This is a genomic window from Bradyrhizobium sp. SZCCT0231 (assembly GCF_018130245.1).
Lineage (GTDB): Bacteria > Pseudomonadota > Alphaproteobacteria > Rhizobiales > Xanthobacteraceae > Bradyrhizobium > Bradyrhizobium japonicum_F.
In genome coordinates, this window is sequence record NZ_JAFCKP010000001.1 from 1,315,565 (window position 1) to 1,339,351 (window position 23,787).

The 23,787-nt window shown below is 64.2% G+C and carries 25 protein-coding genes and 1 pseudogene; 13 read left to right on the forward strand and 13 right to left on the reverse strand.

What is annotated here, in order from left to right; translation table 11 throughout:
* Position 1: 1 nt before the first annotated feature.
* The 3 genes from JQ566_RS05950 to JQ566_RS05960 form a co-directional block, all read right to left on the reverse strand.
* A complete protein-coding gene (locus JQ566_RS05950; protein ID WP_249139203.1) occupies positions 2-1,489 on the reverse strand; it encodes an amidase in 1,488 nt (495 codons plus the stop codon).
* 2 nt (positions 1,490-1,491) lie between these two features.
* Entirely contained in the window at positions 1,492-1,983 is a 492-nt protein-coding gene (locus JQ566_RS05955; RefSeq protein WP_212370939.1) for a MarR family winged helix-turn-helix transcriptional regulator, read from the reverse strand.
* A gap of 224 nt (positions 1,984-2,207) precedes the next feature.
* Entirely contained in the window at positions 2,208-3,698 is a 1,491-nt protein-coding gene (locus tag JQ566_RS05960; RefSeq protein WP_212370941.1) for a DHA2 family efflux MFS transporter permease subunit, read from the reverse strand.
* 457 nt (positions 3,699-4,155) lie between these two features.
* Between JQ566_RS05960 and guaB the strand changes: the two genes are divergently transcribed.
* The 3 genes from guaB to JQ566_RS05975 all read left to right on the forward strand — a co-directional run bounded on the left by guaB (position 4,156) and on the right by JQ566_RS05975 (position 7,369).
* Positions 4,156-5,649, forward strand: a complete 1,494-nt coding sequence (gene guaB, locus JQ566_RS05965; protein ID WP_212370943.1) for an IMP dehydrogenase — start codon at positions 4,156-4,158, stop codon at positions 5,647-5,649.
* A 249-nt stretch (positions 5,650-5,898) separates the two neighbouring features.
* Positions 5,899-6,921, forward strand: a complete 1,023-nt coding sequence (locus JQ566_RS05970; protein WP_212370946.1) for an NADP-dependent oxidoreductase — start codon at positions 5,899-5,901, stop codon at positions 6,919-6,921.
* Positions 6,922-7,072: 151 nt separating this feature from the next.
* Complete coding sequence (locus JQ566_RS05975) at positions 7,073-7,369, forward strand: hypothetical protein (RefSeq protein WP_212371509.1); 297 nt, start codon at positions 7,073-7,075, stop codon at positions 7,367-7,369.
* 13 nt (positions 7,370-7,382) lie between these two features.
* On the opposite strand, the gene JQ566_RS05980 is transcribed toward JQ566_RS05975, so the two are convergent.
* Together JQ566_RS05980 and JQ566_RS05985 are read right to left on the reverse strand one after the other, a co-directional pair.
* Positions 7,383-8,225: a metallophosphoesterase family protein gene (locus tag JQ566_RS05980; protein ID WP_212370948.1), complete on the reverse strand. Its 843-nt coding sequence runs from the start codon at positions 8,223-8,225 to the stop codon at positions 7,383-7,385.
* A 69-nt stretch (positions 8,226-8,294) separates the two neighbouring features.
* Positions 8,295-8,921, reverse strand: a complete 627-nt coding sequence (locus JQ566_RS05985; protein WP_212370950.1) for an acriflavin resistance protein — start codon at positions 8,919-8,921, stop codon at positions 8,295-8,297.
* 157 nt (positions 8,922-9,078) lie between these two features.
* On the opposite strand from JQ566_RS05985, the gene JQ566_RS05990 reads away from it, so the two are divergent.
* Together JQ566_RS05990 and JQ566_RS05995 are read left to right on the forward strand one after the other, a co-directional pair.
* Entirely contained in the window at positions 9,079-9,501 is a 423-nt protein-coding gene (locus tag JQ566_RS05990) for an MAPEG family protein (protein WP_212370952.1), read from the forward strand.
* A gap of 29 nt (positions 9,502-9,530) precedes the next feature.
* Positions 9,531-10,832, forward strand: coding sequence for an RsmB/NOP family class I SAM-dependent RNA methyltransferase (locus tag JQ566_RS05995; protein ID WP_212370954.1), 1,302 nt, complete (start codon positions 9,531-9,533; stop codon positions 10,830-10,832).
* 220 nt (positions 10,833-11,052) lie between these two features.
* Here the strand turns inward: JQ566_RS05995 and JQ566_RS06000 are convergent, their stop codons facing one another.
* The 3 genes from JQ566_RS06000 to JQ566_RS06010 form a co-directional block, all read right to left on the reverse strand.
* The gene (locus JQ566_RS06000) at positions 11,053-11,262 is read right to left on the reverse strand and encodes a cold-shock protein (RefSeq protein WP_015686739.1); all 210 of its coding nucleotides are present in this window, start codon (positions 11,260-11,262) and stop codon (positions 11,053-11,055) included.
* Between the two features lie 261 nt (positions 11,263-11,523).
* Complete coding sequence (locus tag JQ566_RS06005) at positions 11,524-11,856, reverse strand: DHCW motif cupin fold protein (RefSeq protein WP_027573925.1); 333 nt, start codon at positions 11,854-11,856, stop codon at positions 11,524-11,526.
* 67 nt (positions 11,857-11,923) lie between these two features.
* Entirely contained in the window at positions 11,924-13,186 is a 1,263-nt protein-coding gene (locus JQ566_RS06010) for an MFS transporter (RefSeq protein WP_212370956.1), read from the reverse strand.
* Positions 13,187-13,284: 98 nt separating this feature from the next.
* Here JQ566_RS06010 and JQ566_RS06015 point away from each other — a divergent pair, with 98 nt between their 5' ends.
* Positions 13,285-13,737, forward strand: a complete 453-nt coding sequence (locus JQ566_RS06015) for a winged helix-turn-helix transcriptional regulator (protein WP_212370959.1) — start codon at positions 13,285-13,287, stop codon at positions 13,735-13,737.
* An 18-nt stretch (positions 13,738-13,755) separates the two neighbouring features.
* Here the strand turns inward: JQ566_RS06015 and JQ566_RS06020 are convergent, their stop codons facing one another.
* Positions 13,756-14,127, reverse strand: a complete 372-nt coding sequence (locus JQ566_RS06020) for a nuclear transport factor 2 family protein (protein WP_212370961.1) — start codon at positions 14,125-14,127, stop codon at positions 13,756-13,758.
* Positions 14,128-14,275: 148 nt separating this feature from the next.
* Here JQ566_RS06020 and guaA point away from each other — a divergent pair, with 148 nt between their 5' ends.
* Both guaA and JQ566_RS06030 read left to right on the forward strand, forming a co-directional pair.
* Complete coding sequence (guaA, locus tag JQ566_RS06025) at positions 14,276-15,874, forward strand: glutamine-hydrolyzing GMP synthase (protein ID WP_212371510.1); 1,599 nt, start codon at positions 14,276-14,278, stop codon at positions 15,872-15,874.
* Between the two features lie 166 nt (positions 15,875-16,040).
* A complete protein-coding gene (locus JQ566_RS06030; RefSeq protein WP_212370963.1) occupies positions 16,041-17,912 on the forward strand; it encodes a right-handed parallel beta-helix repeat-containing protein in 1,872 nt (623 codons plus the stop codon).
* Between the two features lie 106 nt (positions 17,913-18,018).
* Here JQ566_RS06030 and JQ566_RS06035 read toward each other — a convergent pair whose 3' ends face one another.
* On the reverse strand, positions 18,019-18,444 hold the full coding sequence (locus JQ566_RS06035) for a type II toxin-antitoxin system VapC family toxin (protein ID WP_212370965.1): 426 nt from the start codon (positions 18,442-18,444) through the stop codon (positions 18,019-18,021).
* Positions 18,441-18,740: a hypothetical protein gene (locus tag JQ566_RS34485; protein WP_249139204.1), complete on the reverse strand. Its 300-nt coding sequence runs from the start codon at positions 18,738-18,740 to the stop codon at positions 18,441-18,443. Before JQ566_RS34485 ends, JQ566_RS06035 begins: the two co-directional genes overlap by 4 nt.
* A 169-nt stretch (positions 18,741-18,909) precedes the next feature.
* Here JQ566_RS34485 and JQ566_RS06045 point away from each other — a divergent pair, with 169 nt between their 5' ends.
* The 3 genes from JQ566_RS06045 to JQ566_RS06055 all read left to right on the forward strand — a co-directional run bounded on the left by JQ566_RS06045 (position 18,910) and on the right by JQ566_RS06055 (position 21,397).
* Complete coding sequence (locus JQ566_RS06045; protein ID WP_212370969.1) at positions 18,910-20,154, forward strand: serine hydrolase domain-containing protein; 1,245 nt, start codon at positions 18,910-18,912, stop codon at positions 20,152-20,154.
* Between the two features lie 218 nt (positions 20,155-20,372).
* The gene (locus JQ566_RS06050) at positions 20,373-21,035 is read left to right on the forward strand and encodes an SRPBCC family protein (RefSeq protein ID WP_212370971.1); all 663 of its coding nucleotides are present in this window, start codon (positions 20,373-20,375) and stop codon (positions 21,033-21,035) included.
* Complete coding sequence (locus JQ566_RS06055; RefSeq protein WP_212370973.1) at positions 21,035-21,397, forward strand: ArsR/SmtB family transcription factor; 363 nt, start codon at positions 21,035-21,037, stop codon at positions 21,395-21,397. Before JQ566_RS06050 ends, JQ566_RS06055 begins: the two co-directional genes overlap by 1 nt.
* Positions 21,398-21,630: 233 nt before the next feature.
* Here JQ566_RS06055 and JQ566_RS06060 read toward each other — a convergent pair whose 3' ends face one another.
* The gene (locus tag JQ566_RS06060; RefSeq protein WP_212370974.1) at positions 21,631-22,131 is read right to left on the reverse strand and encodes a peptide deformylase; all 501 of its coding nucleotides are present in this window, start codon (positions 22,129-22,131) and stop codon (positions 21,631-21,633) included.
* A gap of 79 nt (positions 22,132-22,210) precedes the next feature.
* On the opposite strand from JQ566_RS06060, the gene JQ566_RS06065 reads away from it, so the two are divergent.
* Together JQ566_RS06065 and JQ566_RS06070 are read left to right on the forward strand one after the other, a co-directional pair.
* Positions 22,211-22,795 (forward strand): TetR/AcrR family transcriptional regulator, encoded by a 585-nt coding sequence (locus JQ566_RS06065; RefSeq protein ID WP_212370975.1) that lies wholly within the window; start codon positions 22,211-22,213, stop codon positions 22,793-22,795.
* 77 nt (positions 22,796-22,872) lie between these two features.
* Positions 22,873-23,279 (forward strand): annotated as a pseudogene (locus JQ566_RS06070) (DUF308 domain-containing protein).
* A 13-nt stretch (positions 23,280-23,292) separates the two neighbouring features.
* On the opposite strand, the gene JQ566_RS06075 reads toward JQ566_RS06070, so the two are convergent.
* Positions 23,293-23,748 (reverse strand): cupin domain-containing protein, encoded by a 456-nt coding sequence (locus JQ566_RS06075; protein WP_212370976.1) that lies wholly within the window; start codon positions 23,746-23,748, stop codon positions 23,293-23,295.
* Between the last annotated feature and the right edge of the window lie 39 nt (positions 23,749-23,787).

Here is a 23,787-nt window from a genome sequence, read left to right on the forward strand (position 1 = left end):
GTCAGAGCTCCATCAGCGGCTGGCGGTCGGCGGCCTGAACATCGGAGAGCAGGCGCGGCAGATGACGGTCGGGCCAGCGGGTCGCAAGATCGTAGGCATGCGCAATACCAAGCAGCTCGAGATCGCCGGCCGGCCGCCCGAGCATCTGCATGCCCATCGGCCGCCCGTCGGCGGCGAAGCCGACGGGGACGCCGATCGCGGGAACGCCGGCAAGGGTCGCGGGGACCACGACTTCCATCCAGCGGTGATAGGTGTCCATGGCGCGGCCGGCGATCTCGCGCGGCCAGGGCATCGTTCGGGCGAAAGGAAAGACCTGGGCGCTCGGCAGCGCCAGGACGTCGAAACGCTCGTGCAACGTCAGCACGTGGCGGTACCAATCGCTGCGGAGCTGCGACGCGACGAACACATCCGCGCCGGACAGGGCCAGCCCGCACTCGATCTCGAAGATGGCCTCAGGCTTCAACTGAGCGCGCATCTGCGGATCCGCGTAGAGCGGGCCGAGCTTGCCGGCGACGAGGAAGGAACGCAGCGTCTGCCAGGTCGACCACAAGGCGTCCGGCGAGAAGCCAAGTGCGATCGGCTCGACGATCGCGCCGAGTCCTTCAAGTTCGCGCAGAGCCCGTTCGCAGAGATCCAGGATGCCGGGTTCCATGGCCAGATGGCCGCCGAGATCGCCAAGCCAGGCAATGCGTTTGCCAGAGATCGCGGGGACAAGCGGGTCGGTACAGGCAGCAGCCGGCTCGCGTAGCGACAGCGGCGCGCGCGGGTCGGGCCCGGCCATCGTCGACAGCAGCAATGCCAGATCGGCGACGTTGCGCGCCATGGGCCCGTCATAGCCGAGCTGCTGGAAGAACAGGTCGCCGGAAGGGCCGTGGGGGACGCGCCCCATCGACGGCCTGAAGCCGAAGACATTGTTGTAGGCGGCGGGATTGCGCAGCGACCCCATCATGTCGCTGCCGTCGGCGACGGGCAGCAGGCGGAGTGCCAGCGCTGCTGCCGCGCCGCCGCTGCTGCCGCCGGCGGTGAGGGCAGGGTAGTAGGCATTGCCGGTCGCGCCGAACACCCGGTTGTAGGTCTGCGAGCCCAGGCCGAACTCCGACGTATTGGTCTTTCCGATCAAGATCGCGCCGGCCTCGCGCAGCCGTCGCACGAACAGGGAGTCCTCGCTCGGCCGATGCGAGGCGAATAGTGGCGAGCCCGATGTGGTGACGAAGCCGAAGGCGTCTGCGAGGTCTTTCGGGGCCTGCGGCAGGCCGTGCATCCATCCCATGGACCGGCCCTCGGCCAGCATTCTGTCGCGTGCATCCGCCTCGCCGAGCAGGGACTCCGCATCGCGCAGCGACACGATCGCGGTGACCTCGGGATTGATGCGCCCGATGCGCGCGAGTGTTGCTGCCATCACCTCGCGGCAGGAGATCTTGCGTTGATGGATCAGCAGCGATAGGGCGCGGGCATCGTGGTTGAGGAGATCCTCGGAGAAGCTGGACATGGTCATCTCGCGGAAGCGACGCGCGCCGGGCGCTTCTTCAGCATGTCGGCAACGTTCGACATCATCTTGTCGAGACACGCATCGAATATCTCACGCTGCTTCTGCGTAATCCCGGCCATCAATTCGGCTTCGAGCGTGCGACCGATCTGCTCGCATGTCCTGACCATCTTGAGCCCTGCCGGCGTCGCGGCCAGCCGGATGCGGCGGGCATCGGCAGCATCAGTGTCGCGCTTCAGGAGGCCGCGCCGGACCAGGCTGGTGATGGTCTTTGAGATCAGGGTCTTTTCGATGAACGCCAGCGAAGCGAGCCGGTTCTGGGAGAGTCCGGGCTCGAAAGCGGCGATGCGCAGGCAGCGGAGCTCGCGCAGGCTGACGCCGCAGGCCGTCTCATAGACCGGCGAGGCATCCGCCTTGGCCGCGCTGGAAATGACGTCGAGGCGAAACGTGACGTAGTCGATCGGAACGATCGCGGGAACGGAGGGCCGGGCGGACATTGATGCATATTTCAATAGTTGAATATTTCAACTATTAGCACGGAGCACCGCGTACCGGAAGTGCCGATTTCGCCCGACTGAATGGATTCGAATGATTGTCGCGGCTTTGCCGCGTATCGCCGCACCGGGATGCTGGCCGGCAGGTGGGCGGGGGCTTGCAAAAGCGCCGTGCCGGCCCGGTCACGGTTGTTCGGAGTGCCCCGACGAGGTGACTGAGACTTTATTTACCCCAGCCTCTGATCCCGCACGTCCTGCGTATCCTCGGTCGCCGCCTTCACCGCCGCTTTCTCCGCGCCCTTGCCGGCGCCCTTGCGGCTGGCGATCTCCACCGCCTTGCGGCCGGAGATCTCGTGGCCGGCATCTGCAGGCATTTGCCAGAAGAACCAACTCGAGGCGGCCGAGGTCAGCGCGACCACGATGAAGGCCGGTGCGAACACCGTGGCATTGAGCTCGCTGACATGGTGGAACCACATCGTCGTTTCCACGCAGGCCGCGCCGACGGCGACGCCGGCGGAGACCGCGAGCTGCTGGTTGACGCTGACGAGGGTGGTGGCGCGGCTCATCTGCGCGGTCTCGACGTCGGCATAGGCGACGGTGTTGATCGCGGTGAACTCCAGCGAGCGGAAGAAGCCGCCGACCACCAGGATGACCATGATGATGAGCAGCGGCGTCGTCACCGTGAACAGCGCGCAGACGCCGAGGAAGAACGCGCTGACGATCGCGTTCACCGTCATCAAATTGCGGAAGCCGAAGGTGCGGATGATCCGCGCCGCCAGCGTCTTCATGCCCATGGCCCCGAGCGAGGAGGCAAAGGTGACGAGACCGGAATGGAACGGTGACAGGCCGAAGCCGATCTGCATCAAGAGCGGCAGCAGGAACGGCAGCGCGCCGATGCCGAGGCGGAATAGGAAGCCGCCGAACACGGCCGCGCGCAGCGTCGACAGCTTCAGAAGCGAGAAATCCAGCACCGGCGACCCGGTGCGCCGTGCGTGGATGACGTAGAGCGTCATCGAGATCGCGCCGCCCGCGATCAACGCGGCAACCGTGCTCCACGGCAGCAGGTTGAGGCCGGCAACCGAGAGGCCGAAGGCGATGCCGGCGAGCCCCAGCCCAGCGAGCACCATGCCGTAGAGATCGAACGGCTCGCGTTCCTCGCTCTTGATCGGATCGATGAAGCGCAGCGCCATGAAGATGCCGAGCAGGCCGATCGGGATGTTGATCAGGAAGATCCAGTGCCAGGACGCGTAGGTGGTGATGAAGCCGCCGAGCGGCGGGCCGATCACCGGACCGATCAGGGCAGGGACCGTCACCCAGGCCATGGCGTTGACCAACGCGCTCTTGTCGACCGAGCGCAGCAGCACGAGGCGTCCGACCGGCGTCATCATCGCCCCGCCCATGCCTTGCAGGATGCGCGCGAATACGAAATCGGTGACCGAGGTCGAGAGCGCGCAGCCGACCGAGCCGACCATGAACACGCCGACGGCGATCGCGAACACCATGCGCGCGCCGAAGCGGTCGGCGGTCCAGCCGCTCGCCGGGATGAACACCGCAAGCGACAGCAGGTAAGATGTGATCGCCAGCTTCAGCGTCAGCGGGCTGGTTCCGATGTCAGCCGCGATCGCCGGCAGGGAGGTGGCGATCACCGTCGAGTCCATGTTCTCCATAAAGAGCGCAGTGGCCACGATCAGCGGAATGACGCGTTGCTTGTCGACCATGACGGATTGGCAATGAAATCGGAAGGAGGGGTGGAGTTGCGGCTTATCACCGCCGTCCGCCGCGGACCATTGCGGATCGACGCATGGCACCTAAATCCCGCGTAACAACGGTGTGACCCTCCCCGTCATTCCGGGGCGCGCCACTTGGCGCGAACCCGGAATCCATTGGGCTGCGGGGACCGCCGCGAAATGGATTCCGGGTTCGTGACTTCGTCGCGCCCCGGAATGACGGCGGAGGGGAGGGCGTACCGAGCCCATCCCCGCTGAAACTGCCCAAAAAAAGTCTGTGCATGGCTGGCCAGCCGCCCGAATTGCTTTGATTCGTCACGCGGCCGTGCTATCGACCCGCGTCAACCCCACCGATGGGCTCCGATTCTCAAGGCGATGCCGCAAGGTACGCCGAGGGCGGCGCTCATCCATAAGCATTTGCGGCAGGGCCGCAGGAAGGAGTTGGCATATGGCCACGGTGCAACTTCAAGGCATCCGCGAAGCCTTTACGTTCGACGACGTGCTGTTGAAGCCGGGCCTGTCGGACGTCATGCCGGGCGAGGTCGACATCCGTTCCCGCGTCACCCGCGCCATTCCGCTCAACATTCCGATCATGGCCTCCGCCATGGATACGGTCACCGAGGCGCGCATGGCGATTGCCATGGCGCAGGCCGGCGGCCTTGGCGTCATCCACCGCAATTTCGATCCCGAAGGGCAGGCTGCCCAGGTGCGGCAGGTCAAGCGCTACGAGTCCGGCATGGTGGTGAACCCGCTCACCATCAGCCCCGAGGCCACGCTCGACGACGCGCTCAAGCTGATGAGCGATCACGGCATTTCCGGCATCCCCGTCGTCACCGGTGCCGGCAAGAATACGCCCGGCAAGCTGGTCGGCATCCTCACCAACCGTGACGTGCGCTTTGCGACCAATCGCCAGCAGAAGATCTCCGAGCTGATGACGCACGAAAATCTCGTCACGGTCCGCGAGAATGTCAGCCAGGATGAGGCGCGGCGGATGCTGCACCAGCATCGCATCGAGAAGCTGCTCGTGGTCGACGAGCAGTATCGCTGCGTCGGTCTCATCACCGTGAAGGACATGGAGAAGGCGGTCGCCCATCCGCTCGCCTGCAAGGATGCGCAGGGGCGCCTGCGCGTCGCCGCCGCCACCACCGTCGGCGATAACGGCTTCGAGCGCACCGAGCGGCTGATCGATGCCGGCGTCGATCTCGTCGTCGTCGACACCGCGCACGGCCATTCCCGCCACGTGCTGCACGCGGTGAACCGCATCAAGCGTCTGTCCAACTCGGTGCAGGTCGTCGCCGGCAACGTCGCCACCACGGAAGGCGCGCAGGCGCTGATCGACGCAGGCGCGGATTGCATCAAGGTCGGCATCGGTCCGGGCTCGATCTGCACCACCCGCATCGTCGCCGGCGTCGGCGTTCCCCAGCTCACTGCGATCATGGATGCGGTGGAAGCGGCGAAGAAGGCCGACATCCCCGTCATCGCCGACGGCGGCATCAAATACTCCGGCGACCTCGCCAAGGCGCTCGCGGCCGGTGCCGACATCGCCATGGTCGGTTCGCTGCTCGCCGGCACCGACGAGACGCCCGGCGAAGTGTTTTTGTGGCAGGGCCGCTCCTACAAGGCCTATCGCGGCATGGGCTCGGTGGGCGCGATGGCGCGGGGATCTGCCGATCGCTACTTCCAGCAGGACATCAAGGACACGCTCAAGCTCGTGCCCGAAGGCATCGAGGGGCAGGTGCCCTACAAGGGTGCGGTCGGCCACGTCATGCACCAGCTCGCCGGCGGCCTGCGCGCCGCGATGGGCTATGTCGGCGCAAAGGACATGAAGGAGCTGCACGACAAGGCGCAGTTCGTCCGCATCACCGGCGCGGGCCTGCGCGAAAGCCACGTCCACGACGTGACGATCACGCGCGAGAGCCCGAATTATCCGGGCGGGGGTTAGTTCGTTCGCCCCATTCTCGGAGTCATCGCCCGCGAAGGCGGGCGATCCAGTACGCCGCGGCCTCTCGGTTCAATAACGATCGTCTCGGAGTACTGGATGCCCCGCCTCCGCGGGGCATGACAGTGAGTTTGTGGCGCGCGCGTGCCTCCAACTCGTCATTGCGAGCGAAGCGAAGCAATCCAGTCCTTTTGTGTTGACGCGGCTGGATTGCTTCGCTTCGCTCGCAATGACAGAAAAGTGGAGGAAGCCATGTCCCAAGCCAAACGCATCGTTCTTGCCGCGCGTCCCGTCGGCGAACCCAAGCCGTCTGATTTTCGCCTGGAGGAATTCGCGGTGCCGGCTCCCGGCGCAGGCGAAGTCCTGCTGCGCACGATCTGGCTGTCGCTCGATCCCTATATGCGAGGGCGGATGAGCGAGGGGCCGTCCTACGCAGCTCCGGTGCCGGTCGGCGGGGTGATGGAGGGCGAGGCGGTCAGCGAGGTCGCGGCCTCCAACAATCCCGACTTCGCGGTCGGCGACATCGTGCGCATCCGCTCGGGTTGGCAGACGCATGCGATCTCGAACGGCAAGGGCCTGATCAAGGTCGATCCCAAGCTCGGTCCGATTTCGACCTCGATCGGCGTGCTCGGCATGCCCGGCATGACCGCCTATACGGGCCTGCTCGACATCGGCAAGCCGCAACCGGGCGAGACCGTCGTCGTCGCCGGCGCCTCCGGCGCGGTCGGCTCGGCCGTGGGCCAGATCGCCAAGATCAAGGGCGCACGCGCGGTCGGCATTGCCGGCGGCAAGGACAAGTGCGACTACGTGGTGAAGGAGCTCGGCTTCGATGCCTGTATCGATCACCGCGATCCCGATCTCGCCGCCAAGCTCAAGGAGGCCTGCCCTGATGGCATCGACGTCTATTTCGAGAATGTCGGCGGTGCCGTGTTCGAGGCGGTGTTCCCGCTGCTCAATCCGTTCGCGCGCGTACCGGTCTGCGGCCTGATCGCCCACTACAACGACACCGAGGCCAAGCCGCCGAAATGGGCTGCCAGCCTGATGCGCGCGACGCTGACCAAGCGGCTGACCTTCCGCGGTTTCATCGTGTCCGACTTCGCCGCCCGCCATGGCGATTTCCTGCGCGACATGTCCGCCTGGGTCCGCGACGGTAAGGTCAAATACAAGGAGTTCGTCACCGAAGGCCTTGAAAGCGCCCCCGGCGCGTTCATGGGCCTGCTGAAGGGGGCCAATTTCGGCAAGCAGCTGGTCCGGGTTGGCCCCGACAAGGCCTGATTTGATCGCATCCGGCCGCCTCGGGGCGGTGGATGGTTAAGAAAGAGTCACTAATCGGTCACACCTGCCCGCAAAAGCCGCAGGTGTGACCGGCTGTTCATTGACGGCCCGACGAAGGCATTGAATCATCGCGCATATTTTGGGTGTTGCGATGTTAGAGATTGGTATTTTCTGCGTAATCCTCCTGGCCGCCGGCTATTGGGCAACCATGTTCGTCATGGGCCGTCGCGACGACGTCATCCATGGCAAGTTCGTTCACACTGAAGACGAGGGCGATTTTGCTCGCCCCCCAATGCCGGCACCACCGCCGCCGTTTCCGCAGCGTCCGGTCAGGGCCGCGCAAACTGCCGGGCAGCCGCCTGCCAGTGATCCCGCGGCCAAGCCGGTGAACAGCGAGGCGCTGCAATCCTTGCTCGCGATCCAGCAGGATCTCAAGAGCGTCGCCTGAGCAGCCAAGCGCGCTAATGCTCGCCGCCCATCTGGGCGAAGAGTTCCTCGATGTCGACGTCGACCTGGCCCGCCGCGCGGACGTGACGGACCTCGATACTGCCCGGCTGGAAACGGTATTCGACGAGCCCGACTTCCTTGATCGCGATCCGGTCCTGGTGCGAATCGTTGATGACGAAGCCGGCTGACGGCGCCCAGATGTGGCGGGTGTGGCGCCAAGTGAAGTCACGCCGCTGGTGCACGTGACCGCTGGCGATGAGACGCAGGTCGACTTTCCCGAACATCTCGATCAGCCGCGCCCGCGCCGGCTGCGGCACGTAGCGGATGGAAGTCTCCACCGTCTCGGGATCGTCGGGCAGGTTGAGAAACAGCGGCTTATGCAGGAACAGCGCGACCGGCCTGCCGTTCGTGCGCGCGATCTCTTGGGATAGCCAGTCGAACTGCTCGGCCTCGAAGGCGAGCCCCGAATTCATCACCAGCGAGTTGAGGCCGATGAAGCACCAGCCGGCGGCATCGAACGACCAATGGTCTTCGCCGATGATGTCGCAGAACTGCTGCCGGTGCGTCTCGCTGACCGGCGGCTTCGGCGCCGGCCCGATCGCGGTCGGATTGTCGCCGATGTCGTGATTGCCGGGGAGGTAGCGACAGGTGACGGGCAGAGCGTCGTGCAGGCCTTTCGCGAATTCAACATCGTCGCGGCTGGTCGGTCCGTCGAACGAGACGTCGCCAGTGTTGACGACGAGATCGGGCCTGTCGGCGTCGATGTGCTCGCTGATGCGATGAAAGTTGGCGATCAGGCCGGGAAAGCGCCGGCCGAGATGGGTGTCGGAAATCTGGGTCAGGCGAAATTCGGGCATGCGCTCATGCTACCCGTTGCCGCGCGTCGGAACGATGACGGCGCGGGCATGGATCGCAGCGAACAAAGTTTAAAGCACGCGGTAGCGGATCGTGTAGCCGTCCTGCGGGGCGACCGCGCCGGCGAGCGGGGTGGCGATGCGATCGGCGAGGTGCCAGGGGCCGAACTGGGCGGAGCGATGCGGCTCGGCCGGCAGGCGGAGGCGGAACTCGAAGATCCCCTTGCCGGACAGGTTCACGACCAGAACGCGATCGGCCGTGCGGTGGTTGAGCACCACTGCGCCGCGCAGCACCGCCCGTCCGTCCGAGAGGTCGCGCACGCCGTCGACCAGCGCCAGTGTCTGGTTGCGGTCGGTATGCAGCTCGATCTGGCTGTCGGTCACCGCCGTCAGCATCTCCCGGGGCATGCGGATCTCGAACTCGACGGCGGGCTTGGAGGGATTGAGGCCGAGATAGGCAAGCGCAGCGTGGCGCATGTCGTAGGCGGCAAAGGCGAACAGGGCGAGCGCGGCCAAGGCAGCGAGGCCATGCCGGGCGACGTCGCGCCAATTCACGTAGATCATCCGATAGCTCAGGCGGAAGTAGACCGTCATGGCCAGAGCGACCGCGAGCGCTGCCGCAATCCCTGACAGCGCCGACATCAGGATGCCGAGCTGGCCGTCGGCGGATTCGCTGAAGAGGCTGGACAAGGTATTCATGGCGCTAGCTCGCCTCGGGCCCAAGGGGGCCGAAAATCGCTTTAACAATCGGTGGTTGGTCGCAACAGCGGGAACGCCGGTTCAAGTCGTTCATTGTCAGCGCCAAAAGTCGCGGCTAATGACGGGCGGCGGCATTTCGCCTCCCGGGAAAGTTCCGATGTCCGTTCAAATGGTCTTGCTGCCGGTCTTCGTGCAGGTCGCTCTCACCTTCGCGCTGCTGATCGGCATGGTCCTGGTGCGGCGCAAGACCCTGGTCTCGGGCGAGACCAAGATCCGCGACATTGCGCTGGGCGAGCCGAACTGGCCGAAAGGCGCCACACAAATCGCCAATTGCTACCGCAACCAGTTCGAGCTGCCGGTGCTGTTCTATTTCCTGATCGCGCTGGCATTGCCCTTGCGCCGCGCCGATCTCTTCATCGTGCTGATGTCCTGGGTGTTCGTCGTGACACGCTTTGCCCATGCCGGCGTGTTCGTCTCCTCCAACGATCTCGGCCGCCGCTCCACGATCTGGCTCGCCGGCGTGCTGGTGCTGCTCGCGATGTGGATCTACTTCGCGCTGAAGCTTTTGCTGCTGATCTAGGCGCTTGCGCACCACTTGAAAGAATTCAAATGACCCCCGCTGCCCGGCTGTCCGCAGCCATCGAACTGATCGACACCATCGAGAAGGACCGCGTGCCCGCGGCCAAGGCGCTGAAGGAGTGGGGCACCGCGCACCGCTTCGCCGGCTCCGGCGACCGTGCCGCGATCGCCGGCCTCGTCTGGGACGTGCTGCGCCGCTACGCCTCGAGCGCCTGGCTGATGGATTCCGAGACCGCACGGGCACGCCTGATCGGCATGCTCCGCCTCGAGCGCAACATGGACACGGCCACCATGGCCGCGCTGTTCGACGGCAGCCGGTTTGCGCCGGCGCCGCTGACCGAGGCCGAGCAGGCCGCGCTTGCGGCGCGTTCCCTCGAGGGTGCACCCGCTGCGGTCGCCGGCGACTACCCCGAATGGCTCGATCCGCACCTCGCAAAAGTGTTCGGCCAGACCCGCGCTGCGGAAGCGGCCGCGATGGCCAGCCGGGCCCCGCTCGATCTGCGCGTCAACACGCTAAAATCCAATCGCGACAAGGTGCTGCGTGCACTTGCTCATCTTCATGCGAAACCGACGCCCTGGTCCGCAACCGGCCTGCGCATCGAGCTTTCGGCCGATGCGCGCAACCCCGGCATCCAGGCCGAAGAGGATTTCATCAAGGGCGCAATTGAAGTGCAGGATGAGGGATCCCAGCTTGCGGCCCAATTCACCGCGGCAAAACCCGGCGAGCAGGTGATCGATCTCTGCGCCGGCGCCGGCGGCAAGACGCTGGCGCTCGCCGCCTTGATGCAGGGCAAGGGCCGTCTGATCGCGACCGATCGCGACAAGCGTCAGCTCGCCCCGATCCATGAGCGGCTGTCGCGCGCCGGCGTCCACAATGCCGATATCCGGACGCCCAAGGGCGAGGCCGATCCGCTTCAAGACATCCGCGCCTCGGCCGACCTCGTCGTGATTGACGCTCCCTGCACGGGAACCGGCACCTGGCGCCGCAACCCCGATGCCAAATGGCGGATGCGGCCGGGCGCGCTGGAGATCCGCCTGCGCGACCAGGCCGAGGTGCTCGCGCGAGCGGTGCCGCTAGTGAAGCCAGGTGGCCGCATCGCCTACATCACCTGCTCGGTGCTGGCGGAGGAGAACGGCGAGCAGGTGAGGGCGCTCGTCGCGCGCCATCCCGAATTCGCGATCATCCCGCCCGAGCAGACCGCGAGCGTGCTCTGGGACAAGGCGGAAGCTTTTGGCGAGGCGGCCCTGCAGTCGGCGGAAGGCTGGCTGATGACGCCGCGGCGGACCGGGACGGACGGGTTTTTCGTGTCGGTGTTGAAGAAGGCGAGCTGATCGCGCCGCGCCGTCATTCCGGGGCGCGCGTCGCGCGAGCCCGGAATCCATCGCGCGGCGGTCTCTACAGCTCAATGGATTCCGGGTTCTCGCTTCCGCGAGCCCCGGAATGACAACTATCCCAAAACAAAAGCCCCGCAGACCGGATCCCGGTCGCGGGGCTTTCGAGTTCTAGCGTTCTGCCGGTACGTCCGTGGTCAGAACGCCCAGGCGCGGGCGATTAGCCGACGCGAAGATTGTCAGCCGAGGACTTGCCGCTGCGGCGGTCGGCGACGATGTCGAACGAGACCTTCTGGCCCTCGTTGAGGGTGGAGAGGCCGGCGCGCTCGACGGCGCTGATGTGCACGAACACGTCCTTCTGGCCGTCGTCCGGCTGGATGAAACCATAACCCTTTTGGGTGTTGAACCACTTCACGGTGCCCATAGCCATGGGAATTTCCTTTGTTAGAGAGGGTACGCACGCGGACCGGTACGCGTCGCTGCGCCCATGATCCTGTTCAGTCGATGTTTGGAGAAGTCATCTGAAGCGTGCGCGCCCGTCTGTAACGAAGCGAAGCGGCCCAGTCGTTCGGCCCAAGTATCGATGATCACAATATAGCGAGAATTTGGGGCTACTTCAAGGCACCACCCGTGGTTCGGGATGTCGCGCGTCTTTGCTATTTTGCGGTGCAAAGAAACCGCCGGGCGCATATCAGTCGACGATGAAGAGCGTCGCCCCGGTCGTCGTCGAGGACCGGTGCGCGGCGTCGCCGAAATCCGACACCTGGTAACTCATTCCCGCCGTGAGCTTGAACTTGCGCCCGTCGCGCAGCTCAGAGTCGAGCTCGCCCTTCAGCACGTAGAGCACGTGGCCCCGATCGCACCAATGATCGGCGAGATAGCCCGGCGAGTACTCCACCATCCGCACCCGGAGCTCGCCGATGTTGAGGGTGCGCCACTTGGCCTCACCGCTCTCGCCGGGATGCGTGGTTGCCTCGATCTGGCTCCAGTCGGTGACGGTAAAGGGGGAGGTTGGGAGCTTCATGGGGAGGGATCCTGCCTTGATGCGGTGCACCGCTTGTTAACCTATGCCGATCTCCGGGTCGTGCACTTTACCTGGGCGGGGAGGGCGTCAGCGCGCAGCCGGCCGCCTCTTGCATCCTGCTCGCATTGATGACCCAGACCAGCAGAGCGGCGGCGCTGACGCCGGAACCCAGCATGCAAACGCCGCTCCAGCCCGCAAGCGCGTACACCATGGTCGCCGCGATTCCGCCAGCTGCGCTGCCGATCGAGTAGAACACCATGTAGCCCCCGACCAGCCGGCTTGCGGCGTCGGGACGCGCGGCGACAATCAGGCTCTGGCTGGTCACATGCACGGCCTGCAGCCCGAGATCCAGCATGATCGCGCCCGCGACGACGAACCAGAGCGAGACATGCAGGCAGGCGAACGCGGCCCAGGCGGCGAGCATCAGCATCAGCGACAGTCCGGTGGTGCGTTGGGCCCATCCGAGGTCGGCGAGACGGCCGGCTTTGCGCGCGCCGAGGGCTCCGGCGAACCCTGCGACCCCGAGCAGTCCGATCGTTGTGTGCGACAGCGTGAAAGGCGGCGCCGAGAGCGGCAGCACGATCGACGTCCAGAACACGTTGAGATCGGCGAAGATCAGGAACGCAAACAAGGCGCGCTCGCGCAGGATCGGCTCCTCGACGAACGGCGCCGCCGTCGAGCGCAACAGCGACAGATACGAGGAGCCGGCCCTTGCCGCGTGCGCGCCGCGCGGCAGGACGCGCAACAGCAAGACGGCCATGGCGAGCATGAGGCCGGCCGAAACCAGGTAGACCGTGCGCCAGCCGCCGATATCGGCCAGCGCGCCCGAGGCGAAGCGCGCGAGCAGGATTCCCCCGACGACGCCGCTGGTAACCGTCCCGATGGCGCGGCCTCGGCCGTCCGGTGTTGCGAGCGTCGCTGCAAAGGCGACGAGGATTTGCACGACCACGGCAAGCACGCCGACCAGCGTCAGTCCCGCGAGCAGGACCGCTGCGTGCGATGCGGTGCCGACGGCCACAAGTCCGATCGCTGACAGTGCAGTCTGGCCGGCGATCAGGCGTCGGCGATCCCGGAGGTCGCCAAGCGGCACGATCAGGATCAGTCCGCACGCGTAGCCGATCTGCGTGAAGGTCACGACCGTGCCGATTGCAGCGGGAGCGATGCCGAGGTCCTCGGCCATCGCGTCGAGCAGTGGCTGGGCGAAGTAGATGTTGGCAACGCTGAGACCGCAAGCCAGCGCGAGCAGCAGCGCCATCGCGGAAGAGAGCCCGTGCCCGGCCGTCCCGGCACTATCCTTCGGGTTGCCTCTGGCGAAGTCATTGCTCGTCATCCGTCATCTCCGGCACGGTCCTGTTGTGGTCTCATAATAGGACCAGTTGCGCGCGGCGCTGTCTAGTCCTATTTTAGAACCAAGGTTGGAGTGGGAGCATGAAGCGGACAGGTTTTTCCGAGGCCGAATGCCCGGTGGCGCGTGCACTCGATGCAATCGGCGACTGGTGGTCGCTCCTGATCGTGCGCGATGCCTTCGACGGGCTGCGCCGGTTCGGCGACTTCCAGAAGAACCTCGGCATTGCCAAGGGCATGCTCAGCACGCGTCTGCGCAAGCTGGTAGAGCTCGACGTTCTCGAGCTGGTTCCGGCTTCCGACGGCAGCGCGTATCAGGAATACGCGCTGACGAGGCGGGGACGCGACTTGTTTCCCGTCATCGTCGGTTTGCGCCAATGGGGCGAGGCGCATCTCTACGCGCGCGGCGAGGCGCATTCCGACCTGGTGGACCAGGCAGGCCAGCCGGTCGGGCAGCTGGTACTGCCGTCGCGAACCGGCCGGCCGCTGACGTGGTCCGATACGAAGGTGCGAAAGGCGGGCGCACGCAAGCGCTGATGTCTCCGCGCAGACGGATCAATGGGGCAAATGGTTCGCCGAGCCCTGCACGATCAGCCCCGCCTCGTTCACCCGCAGATATTCGCAGATCTTCTTGCCCCGCTCGTTCTCGTAGAACACCACGACACTATCGGGGCTGACGAACAGATCGATCAGCGAGAAATGCAGCTCCGGCAGCAGCCCCAGCGCCTTGCCCCAATAGGCGCGCAACGCGGCCTTGCCGCGCACCGTTCCGCTGGGGTCGAACCCCAGCGCCGGAATGCGGTCCGAGGTCATCACGGCCGCCTCGTCGTAGAGCGCGAGCACGCGCTCGAGATCGCCAGTGTTCCAGGCCTCGACCCAGGTCCGGCCGAGCGCGGCAAGCGTTGATGGCTGATGGTGCTGTGACATGGCATTCTCCCTGATCGGCCCCGTTCTGAGGATGGGGCACAATAGGTCAATATTACTTACCTATATTCGTTTGTCCATGTCCAAAGAAGCATGTGGGCGCGCCACCACCGCGGTTGCGGCCCGGGCCGCGCCAGCGTATCTGCTGGCCATGACAGCAGCACAGAACGACCGCTCCGCGTCGACGCCCTCGGTGGCCTCGGCGCATGACAAGATTCTCATCGTCGACTTCGGCAGCCAGGTGACGCAGCTGATCGCGCGTCGCGTGCGCGAGGACGGCGTCTATTGCGAGATCGTCCCGTTCAACAAGGCTGAAGCCGCCTTCGAGGAGATGAAGCCGAAAGCGGTGATCCTGTCCGGCGGCCCGGAATCGGTGCACGAGGCCGGCTCGCCCCGCGCCCCGCAATTGATCTTCGATTCCGGCGTGCCGGTGATGGGCATCTGCTACGGCCAGATGACCATGGCGGCCCAGCTCGGGGGCGAGGTCGAGGGCGGCCATCACCGCGAATTCGGCCGTGCCGACGTCGAGGTCAAGGCGCCGAGCAAGCTGTTCGCGGACGTCTGGTCATCAGGCGGCAAGAACCAGGTCTGGATGAGCCATGGCGATCGCATCACCAGGATGCCGCCGGGCTTCTCCGTCGCCGGCACCTCGCCGAACGCGCCCTTCGCGATCATCCAGGACGAGACGCGCAAATATTACGGCCTGATGTTCCACCCCGAAGTGGTGCACACGCCCGACGGCGCGAAACTCATCCGCAACTTCGTCCGCAAGATCGCCGGCCTCACCGGCGACTGGACCATGCGCGCCTTCCGCGAGGAGGAGATCGCAAAGATCCGCGCGCAGGTCGGCAAGGGCAAGGTGATCTGCGGCCTCTCCGGCGGCGTCGATTCAGCCGTGGCGGCCGTGTTGATCCACGAGGCCATCGGCGACCAGCTCACCTGCGTCTTCGTCGATCACGGCCTGATGCGCCTCAACGAGGCCGAGCAGGTCGTCGACCTGTTCCGCCACCACTACAACATCCCGCTCGTGCACGTGGATGCTTCAAAACAGTTTTTGGGCGAGCTCGAAGGCGTCACCGATCCCGAAGCGAAGCGCAAGACCATCGGCCGCCTCTTCATCGAGGTGTTCGAGGCTGAGGCCAAGAAGATCGGCGGCGCCGACTTCCTGGCGCAGGGCACGCTCTACCCCGACGTGATCGAGAGCGTCTCCTTCACCGGCGGACCTTCCGTCACCATCAAGTCGCACCACAATGTCGGCGGCCTGCCCGAGCGCATGAACATGAAGCTCGTCGAGCCCTTGCGCGAGCTGTTCAAGGACGAGGTCCGCAAGCTCGGCCGCGAGCTCGGCCTGCCCGAAATCTTCGTCGGCCGCCACCCGTTCCCGGGCCCCGGCCTCGCCATCCGCTGCCCCGGCGACATCACCCGCGACAAGCTCGACATCCTGCGCAAAGCGGATGCCGTCTACATCGACCAGATCCGCAAGCACGGCCTCTACGACGAGATCTGGCAGGCCTTCGCCGTGCTGCTCCCGGTGAAGACCGTCGGCGTCATGGGCGACGGTCGCACCTATGACTATGTGGTCGGCCTTCGCGCCGTCACCTCCACCGACGGCATGACCGCCGACTTCTACCAGTTCGACATGAAGTTCCTGGGCGAGACCGCCACGCGCATCATCAATGAGGTGAAGGGCGTGAACCGGGTGGTGTATGACGTGACGAGCAAGCCGCCTGGGACGATTGAATGGGAGTGAGGGGGTGGCCTTCAGCATTGGTGGACCTATCGACTTGGACTTCGCCAGTTCCGGATGGGCACAGCCCGTCAACGCTTCTAATCATTAGTGCGCCATCGGAAGTTGAAATAGTGCAACCTCAGGAGATAGAGTTTCGGCTTTCCGCCGGATTCTTCTCGGAGATCTTATGGTTCAGACGTTCGCTGGCTTTATGAGTTACGTCCGCCTGGACGACCAACATGAGAACGGGAGGCTTAGCGAGCTCTGCGCCCGTCTCTCTGGCGAGGTGAGGATGCAACTCGGAGAGAAGTTTCCAATCTTTCAAGATCGGAACGATATCTCCTGGGGGCAACAATGGAAGGAGCGGATTGAAGACGCTCTGGACGCGACAACGTTCCTGATTCCAATTATCACCCCCGCCTTCTTCAAAAGTACGGCCTGTCGTGCGGAAGTCGAGCGCTTCTTCGAGCGGGAGGAGCACTTAGGTAGGGCAGACCTTATCCTACCAATATATTACGTGAGTTGTCCTATATTAAACAATGAAGGATCGCGTGAGACCGATGCCATCGCGCGAGCAATCAGCGCGCGTCAATATGCCGACTGGCGTGAGCTTCGTTTTGAGCCGTTCACGTCACCGTCGGTAGGCAAAACAGTAGCGACGTTAGCAGGCCAGATTGTCCGCGCACTAGAGCATGCTCCAGTTGAACGATCTCACGCTGATCAGGTCGTTCTCAGAGCGAGCGCCGATGAACAGCAGACGGGAGATGAGACGGGGCGTAATCGCGCCTCGGTGTCGATTGAGGAAGCACCCCGCTCTGGTGCGAGCAAGAAAGATCCTCCAACTTTGGTGGTTGATGCGCTGCATCGTGGCGATCATTCCAGTCTAGCTGGTGCTTTAGCCGCAGCGGAGTCAGGGTATCGGATTCTCGTGCGCCCGGGCCTGTATCGCGAAGCCGTTATCATCGACAAGGCTGTCGAGATCATAGGCGACGGGGAACCGGGTGAAGTCGTGATTGAGGCCGTTGGCGCGCATGTAATCAAGTTTCAAGCGAATATGGGTCGCGCGGTAAATCTTACTATTCGTCAAGCTGGCGAGGGTAAATGGTTCGGCGTTGATATTGGCCAGGGACGACTCGATCTGGACGACTGCGATATTACGAGTGCCAGCTTATCGGGTGTCGGGATCCATAACGGTGCAGATCCTCGCTTGCGTCGAAACCGCATTCACGATTGTAGGCAAAATGGCATTCTGATCTACGAAGGCGGCTTCGGTGCGTTGGAAGATAACGAGATATTCAACAACCAACTATCCGGTGTCGAGATAAAGGCTTCGAATCCGACCCTTCGCCGCAATCGAATTTATGGCAGTCGCCAAAATGGGGTTTTCACCCACGAGGGCGCGGTTGGCATCCTAGAAGATAACGAGATATTCGCGAATGGGTTGGCCGGTGTCAGTATCAAGTCTGGGGGAAATCCCACGCTTCGTCGCAATCGTATTCACGACGGCAAGCAAGCTGGTGTGTACGTTTATGCGAATGGATTGGGCATGCTGGAGGACAACGATATCTTTAGCAATGCGTTTGCTGGCGTCGAGATCAAGTCTGGCGGAAATCCGACGCTTCGCCAGAATCGCATCTACGAGGGGCAGCAGAGCGGAGCCTATGTCCACACGGATGGACTTGGTACCTTGGAGGACAACGAAATTGCCAACAATCGTAGTAACGGAGTTAGGGTAAAATCCGGTGGCAATCCTACTCTCCGCCGCAACCGCATTAGCCGCAGCGAGAGGAGTGGAATGTACATTTACGATAATGGCCGCGGCCTTTTTGAGAAGAATGAAATCTTTGAGAACGCGCGTGCGGGTGTTGAGGTTACATCGGGCGGCAATCCAACAGTGCGCCGAAATGTGATTGCAAACAATATGTATGAAGCGGTTTGGATCTATAATGATGGTCGAGGCCAAATCACTGATAATGATCTGAGATCCAACGAGAGAGGCGCTCTCGATATTGCCGAAGAGTGCAAGGCGGCTGTGGAAATTGAAGGAAACCAGGAGTAGTTATTATAGCCCGTAGGATGGGTAGAGCGCAGCGAAACCCATCGCGCTTGTAGACGGGACGTGATGGGTATTGGTGCGCTCCGCCCTTCCTGCAACTACATCAGGCTCATCCGCGCACCGGGTTGAAGACCTTGATGCCAGCAAAGTCCTTTTCGTTATCCGTCACCACGACACAGTCGTTCGTGCTGGCGACGGCGGCGATGATCATGTCGAGCGCGTTGCGTGGTTTGCCCGTCGCCTTGCCTTCGGCCATCAGTCGCGCCCAGACGAGTCCCGCCTTGTCGTCGAAGGATAGGATGCGGCCCGCAAAAAGCGCCTGCGGTCCTTCAGGCCCTGAGAACCAATTGTCGAGGATGTCGCGCTTCCTGCCACGCGGTTTCTCCAAAATGCCGCGGCGGATTTCTGCAACGGTCAAGGAGGCGATGAACAGGTCCTCGTCGCGCTGCATCGACATCCATGACAACAGAGAGTCCGATGGTCGCGGTTTGACGACATTGCTGATGATGTTCGTGTCGAGGAGATAGCGTGTCACAGGTCGACCTTGCGTCCCTTTTCGCGAGGCCGAGAAAGATCGAGATCGGCCCCTACGAGCGGAGAACGGCGCAATGCGGCGAGAATCCCGCCCGGCTGGGGCGGCTCGCCCGCGATCGACTTGCGCACGGCGGCGCGAAGCTCCGAAGCCTCGGGCGTATCCTCCGACAGGCGTTTGGCGAACGAACGAATGAGATCGCGATCGGCATCCCGGCCGAGCACTTCAAAACGAGCCAAGCCGCGCTTGCCGAGGCGCGATCGATAATTCTGGATGGCGCGCTTCTGTGAATTTCCCATGCCGTCCTCGGGTATTTCCAGTAATATAGCCGGAAACGAGGAATTCTACAACCGCCGCGCGCCGGCGCTGCCGTCCCGATCGGCGCGCAGCACCCCAGCACAAACGCGAGATGTTCCTTACGCTGTCGCATGATACGAGATCCGGATACTTGTTCCGGAGCCACTGTTCATGTCCGTCTCGACCGCCACTCAGCCCACCGCCACCGACCCCGAGACCCTCGGCTGGATGCGCGGCTTCCCGCCATCCCCCGATCGCACGATCACTTTCCAGGACGGCTCGTTCCGCAGCTTTCCCGAGTTGCGCTGGGCCTGGAGCAATATCCGCCAGCTGGTGCCGACGGTGAATGTCTGGCGCGGGGCGGGGCCGGCGTCGGCGTTGCCGCGCGAGGATCACGACATCGGCGCGGTGGCTTCCACCACGATGGACGGCCGACCCATGACCTTCGCAAAGATGCTGGAGGAGACCTACACCGACGGCATCGCCGTGCTGCATCGGGGCAAGCTGATCTATGAGCGCTATTTCGGCGCGCTAAAGCCGCACAAGCCGCATATCGGAATGTCCGTGACGAAGTCGTTCACCGGCGTGCTCGCGGGCATTCTGGTCGCCGAGGGCAGGATCGATCCGCAAGCCCTCGTGACGGACTACGTGCCGGAGCTGAGGACAAGCGCGTTTGGCGACGCGCGCGTGCACGAGGTCATGGATATGACCACGGGGCTCGCTTACACCGAGGTCTACACCGACAAGAATTCGGATGTCTGGGGCCTCAGGCGCGCCAACGGCATGGCGCCCATCCCGCCGGACTATGACGGCCCGACCACCATCTTCGATTTCCTGATCGCGCAGAAGAAGCAAGGCGAGCACGGCAGGGCCTTCGCCTACAAGACGGTCAACACCGACGTGCTCGCCTGGATCATCAGACGCGCCAGCGGCATGACGCTGTCCGATCTTCTGTCCGAGCGGATCTGGCAGCCGATGGGGGCGGAGGAGGACGCGCATTATCACGTCGACCGCATCGGCACCGAGAGCGGCGGCGGCGGCCTGTCGACCACGCTGCGCGATCTCGCTCGCTTCGGCGAGACCATGCGCAATCACGGCCGCTTCAACGGCCGCCAGATCGTGCCTTCAATAGTGGTCGAGGACATCGCGCGCGGCGGCGACCCCGAAAAATTCAAGCCGGCCGGCTACACTACGCTGCCGGGCGCCTCCTACCGCAATCAATGGTGGATCACGCACAACGCCCACGGCGCCTACATGGCGCGCGGCGTCTACGGGCAGGGCATCTATGTCGATCCCAAAGCCGAGATGGTGATCGCGCGCTACGCCTCGCACCCGATGGCGGGCAATGCCGCCAACGATCCCGTGACGCTGCCGGCCTACATGGCGCTGGCGAAGGCGCTGATGGCCGGGAGATGAGGCAATCGTAGGATGGGTAGAGCGCAGAGAAACCCATCATCGTTCCTCCAAGGAAATCGATGGGTTTCGCTGCGCTCTACCCATCCTACGGGGCTGGTGGCGGCCTGTCCGAAGAAACGGACGGGCCGCTGTCCACGAGTATCCAAAAATATAAGTATTGACTTATATTAGTGGTCATCGATATTCCTCCCTTGCACGAAACGACAGGGAGCAACGCAATGCAGATCGATGTCGCCAGGGTCCTGGGGCTTGTGACGCGCTCGGTGAGGAGCTTCGAGAAAGACGGAAAACCGGCGAGTGCGGTGACGCTGACGCGGCTCTACGACACCAGCGTCGACGATCTCTGGGACGCCGTGACCAGCAGGGAGCGTATCCCGCGCTGGTTTGCGCCCGTTGAGGGAGACCTCCAGCTCGGGGGAAGGTACCAGGTCAAGGGCAATGCGGGCGGCATCATCACGGCCTGTACGCCGCCGACCCATTTTGCGGCCACCTGGGAATTCGGCGGCGCCACGAGCTGGATCGACGTCAGGCTGACAGCCGAGCGAAGCCAGGCGCGTTTGACGCTTGAGCACACCGCGATCATCGAGGACCATTGGAATCAGTTCGGCCCGGGTGCGGTGGGTATCGGTTGGGACCTCGCGCTTGCAGGACTCGAGCGATATCTTGCGACCGGTGCATCGGTCGACCACGAGACGGCCGAGGCCTGGATGGTCTCGCCCGAGGGTAAGGAATTCATGACGACGAGCGGCGAGCATTGGCGTGCGGCGCATGTCGCGAGTGGGGTCGATCCTGCTGCGGCGAAAGAGCGCTCGGACCGGACCATCGCGTTCTATCGCGGCGAGATGCCGCCCGACATTGCACATCCGGGCACCGGCAGCTGATGCACGCCTTCGAAGTCCTCGCCGATCCCGTGCGCCGTCGCATCCTCGAGCTGCTTGGCCTCAAGGAGATGGCATCCGGCGAGGTCGTCGAAGCGATCGGAGCCGAGTTCGGCATCACCCAGGCGGCGGTCTCGCAGCACCTCAAGGTGCTGCGCGAGAACGGCTTTGCAAGCGTCCGCGCCGAGGCGCAAAGGCGGCTCTATTCGGTCGACGTTGCCGGGCTTCGCGCGGTCGATGCTTGGATCGGCCAGTTCAGGAATTTCTGGGAGCCGAAGCTGGACGCGCTGGCAACCGAGATCGCGCGCGGCAAACGGGAGCGTCGCAGCGCGCCGATCATCAAAAGGGGCGGGAAGCGCGCGTGAAGGCGCGGGGCGCGCGGAGTGGGAGCGACTTCGCCTGTGGCCATCCTTCGAGATGCCCGCCGTTGGCGGGCCCTCAGGATGAGGACCTGGTGTGCGGCACTCGTTTCAAAAGCGCCGATGCTGCTTAGCCTCATCCTGAGGAGGCCGCGAAGCGGTCGTCTCGAAGGACGAGGCGTGCGCTCAGGTCGCGCAAAGAGCCGTATGCGATAGCCCTGCAAGCGGGGGCGCATGCATTACGAATCCCGCGACATCTTCTGATACTTCTTCACCAGCCGCTCCCGCTTCAGCCGCGACAACCGCTGGATCCAGAACATCCCGTCGAGCTGATCGATCTCGTGTTGGTGGCAGACGGCGCGCAAGCCGTCCGATTCCTCGCTTTGCACATTGCCCTCGACGTCCCGGTAGCTGATCCGCACCCGCGCATGGCGCTGCACCTCGTCGTTGACCCCGGGCATCGAGACGCTGCCCTCGCGGTGCATGATCATCTCGGGCGAGGCCCACGTGATCTCCGGATTGACGTAGGTCCGCGCGCCGTCTTTGGCATCGAGCTCCAGCACCACGACGCGCAAGGGCACGCCGATATGCGGCGCGGTGATGCCGATACCGGGCGCGGCGCGCATGGTCTCCAGCAGGTCGTTCGCGAGGTCGCGCAAGGACTCGTCGAACGCGGTGACGGGGCGGGCCGGCAGCGCGAGCCGGCGGTCGGGATAGCGCACGATCGGGCGAATAGTCATGCAGGCTCCTACCACTCACTCACGGATCATTGAAGCCATCCCGCTTGACGACCTACCTATTGGAAGGTAGCTCATCGCCATGAGCACCGTTTCCTCGACCGCCGACGACATTCTTGCCTGCGCCCTCACGCTGATCGTCGCCGGCGGCTACAACGGCTTCAGTTACGCCGACATCGCCGATGTCGTCGGCATCCGCAAGCCGAGCATCCACCACCATTTCGCCAGCAAGGTCGACCTGGTCCGCACCCTCGTGGCGCGCTATCGCGAGGAGGCCCAGGCGGGACTGTCGGCGCTCGAACGCAATGTCGCTGACCCCGCCGAGCAGCTCAAAAGCTACATCGCGTATTGGGAGGCGTGCATCAAGGACGCGACGGCTCCCTTCTGCGTCTGCGCGCTCCTTGCCAGCGAGCTTCCGATCCTGCCCGAGGAGGTGGCGCTCGAAGTCCGCGCGCACTTCCGTCACCTGGCGTCCTGGCTGGCTTCGGTGATGGAGCGCGGCAAGCGGCAAGGGCGGCTCCACCTCGTCGGCACGGCGCGGGTCGAGGCGGAGGGATTCATGGCGACCGTTCACGGCGCGATGCTGTCGGCGCGCGCTTATGGCGATCCCAAAATGTTCGGGACCGTCACCCGGCCGTTGCTGGACCGGCTTTCCACCAGGCACTGACGAGGTCGACACACGCCGGGCAGGGCGGCGCTTCGGCGTCGTACGTAAACTACCAACTAGTAGGTAAGGAGCAGACAATGAGAAAACGCGAGATGGCTTTGGGCGCGGGCGACCAGGCGCAATGGCTGAAACATTACTATTTCATGCGTGCCGCGTTTTCCGTCGCCTGGGTCGTTGCGGCCTTCACGATCGCGCCGTCGTCTGCGTCGTGCTCGGAATCTTCGGGGCCTGGGCGATCCTGTCCGGATTGCTCCAGCTCGGCACGGCCGTGCGGCGCTGGAAGCGTTTCGGCGCGCAGTGGGCCATGGTGCTCAGCGGTGGCCAGTCGGCCCTGGCGGGCGGCTTCTTCATCTTCCAGGCCGCGATGCCTGCGGTGCCGTCGATTGCGAATGTCGCGGGCTATGCTGCGGTCGGCGCGCTCTACTTCCTGGTCTCGGCGGTCTGGCTCACGGTCGGCACATGGCGCCGCAGCGCGGCCCTGTGAGCCGCTATGTCACTTACGGATAAGGCGTGCCGTCCTTGTGCAGGAAGCGGCCGTCGGATGCCGGGCTCATCATGTCGATGTCGGAGCAGGTGATGAGGTCGGCTTGCGAGCGCGAGCCGACTTCAAGATAAACCGCCGTCACGCTCGACCTGTTGATCATGTGATGGCCGTTGCCGCTTGCCTTGGGGAAGGCTGCGCAATCGCCGGCGCGCAGCACGGTTTCGCCGCCATCCTCGATCAGCGTCACCTCGCCTTCGAGGATGTAGACGAACTCGTCCTCGTGCGAATGCCAGTGCCGCTGGCTCGACCACCCGCCCGGCGGCAGGCGCATCAGGTTGATCCCGAAATCCGAGAGGCCGCCGGCATCACCGAGCCGCTGCCGGATGCGCTCGGCGCAAGGCGCGTTGAAGGGCGCAGGGTAGCCGGACCCCTTGCGAAGCGGCACGGCAGCGAGGTCGATCTTCGGCATGATGACTTCCCTCAGGTCGATGGCACATCGTGGAGCACA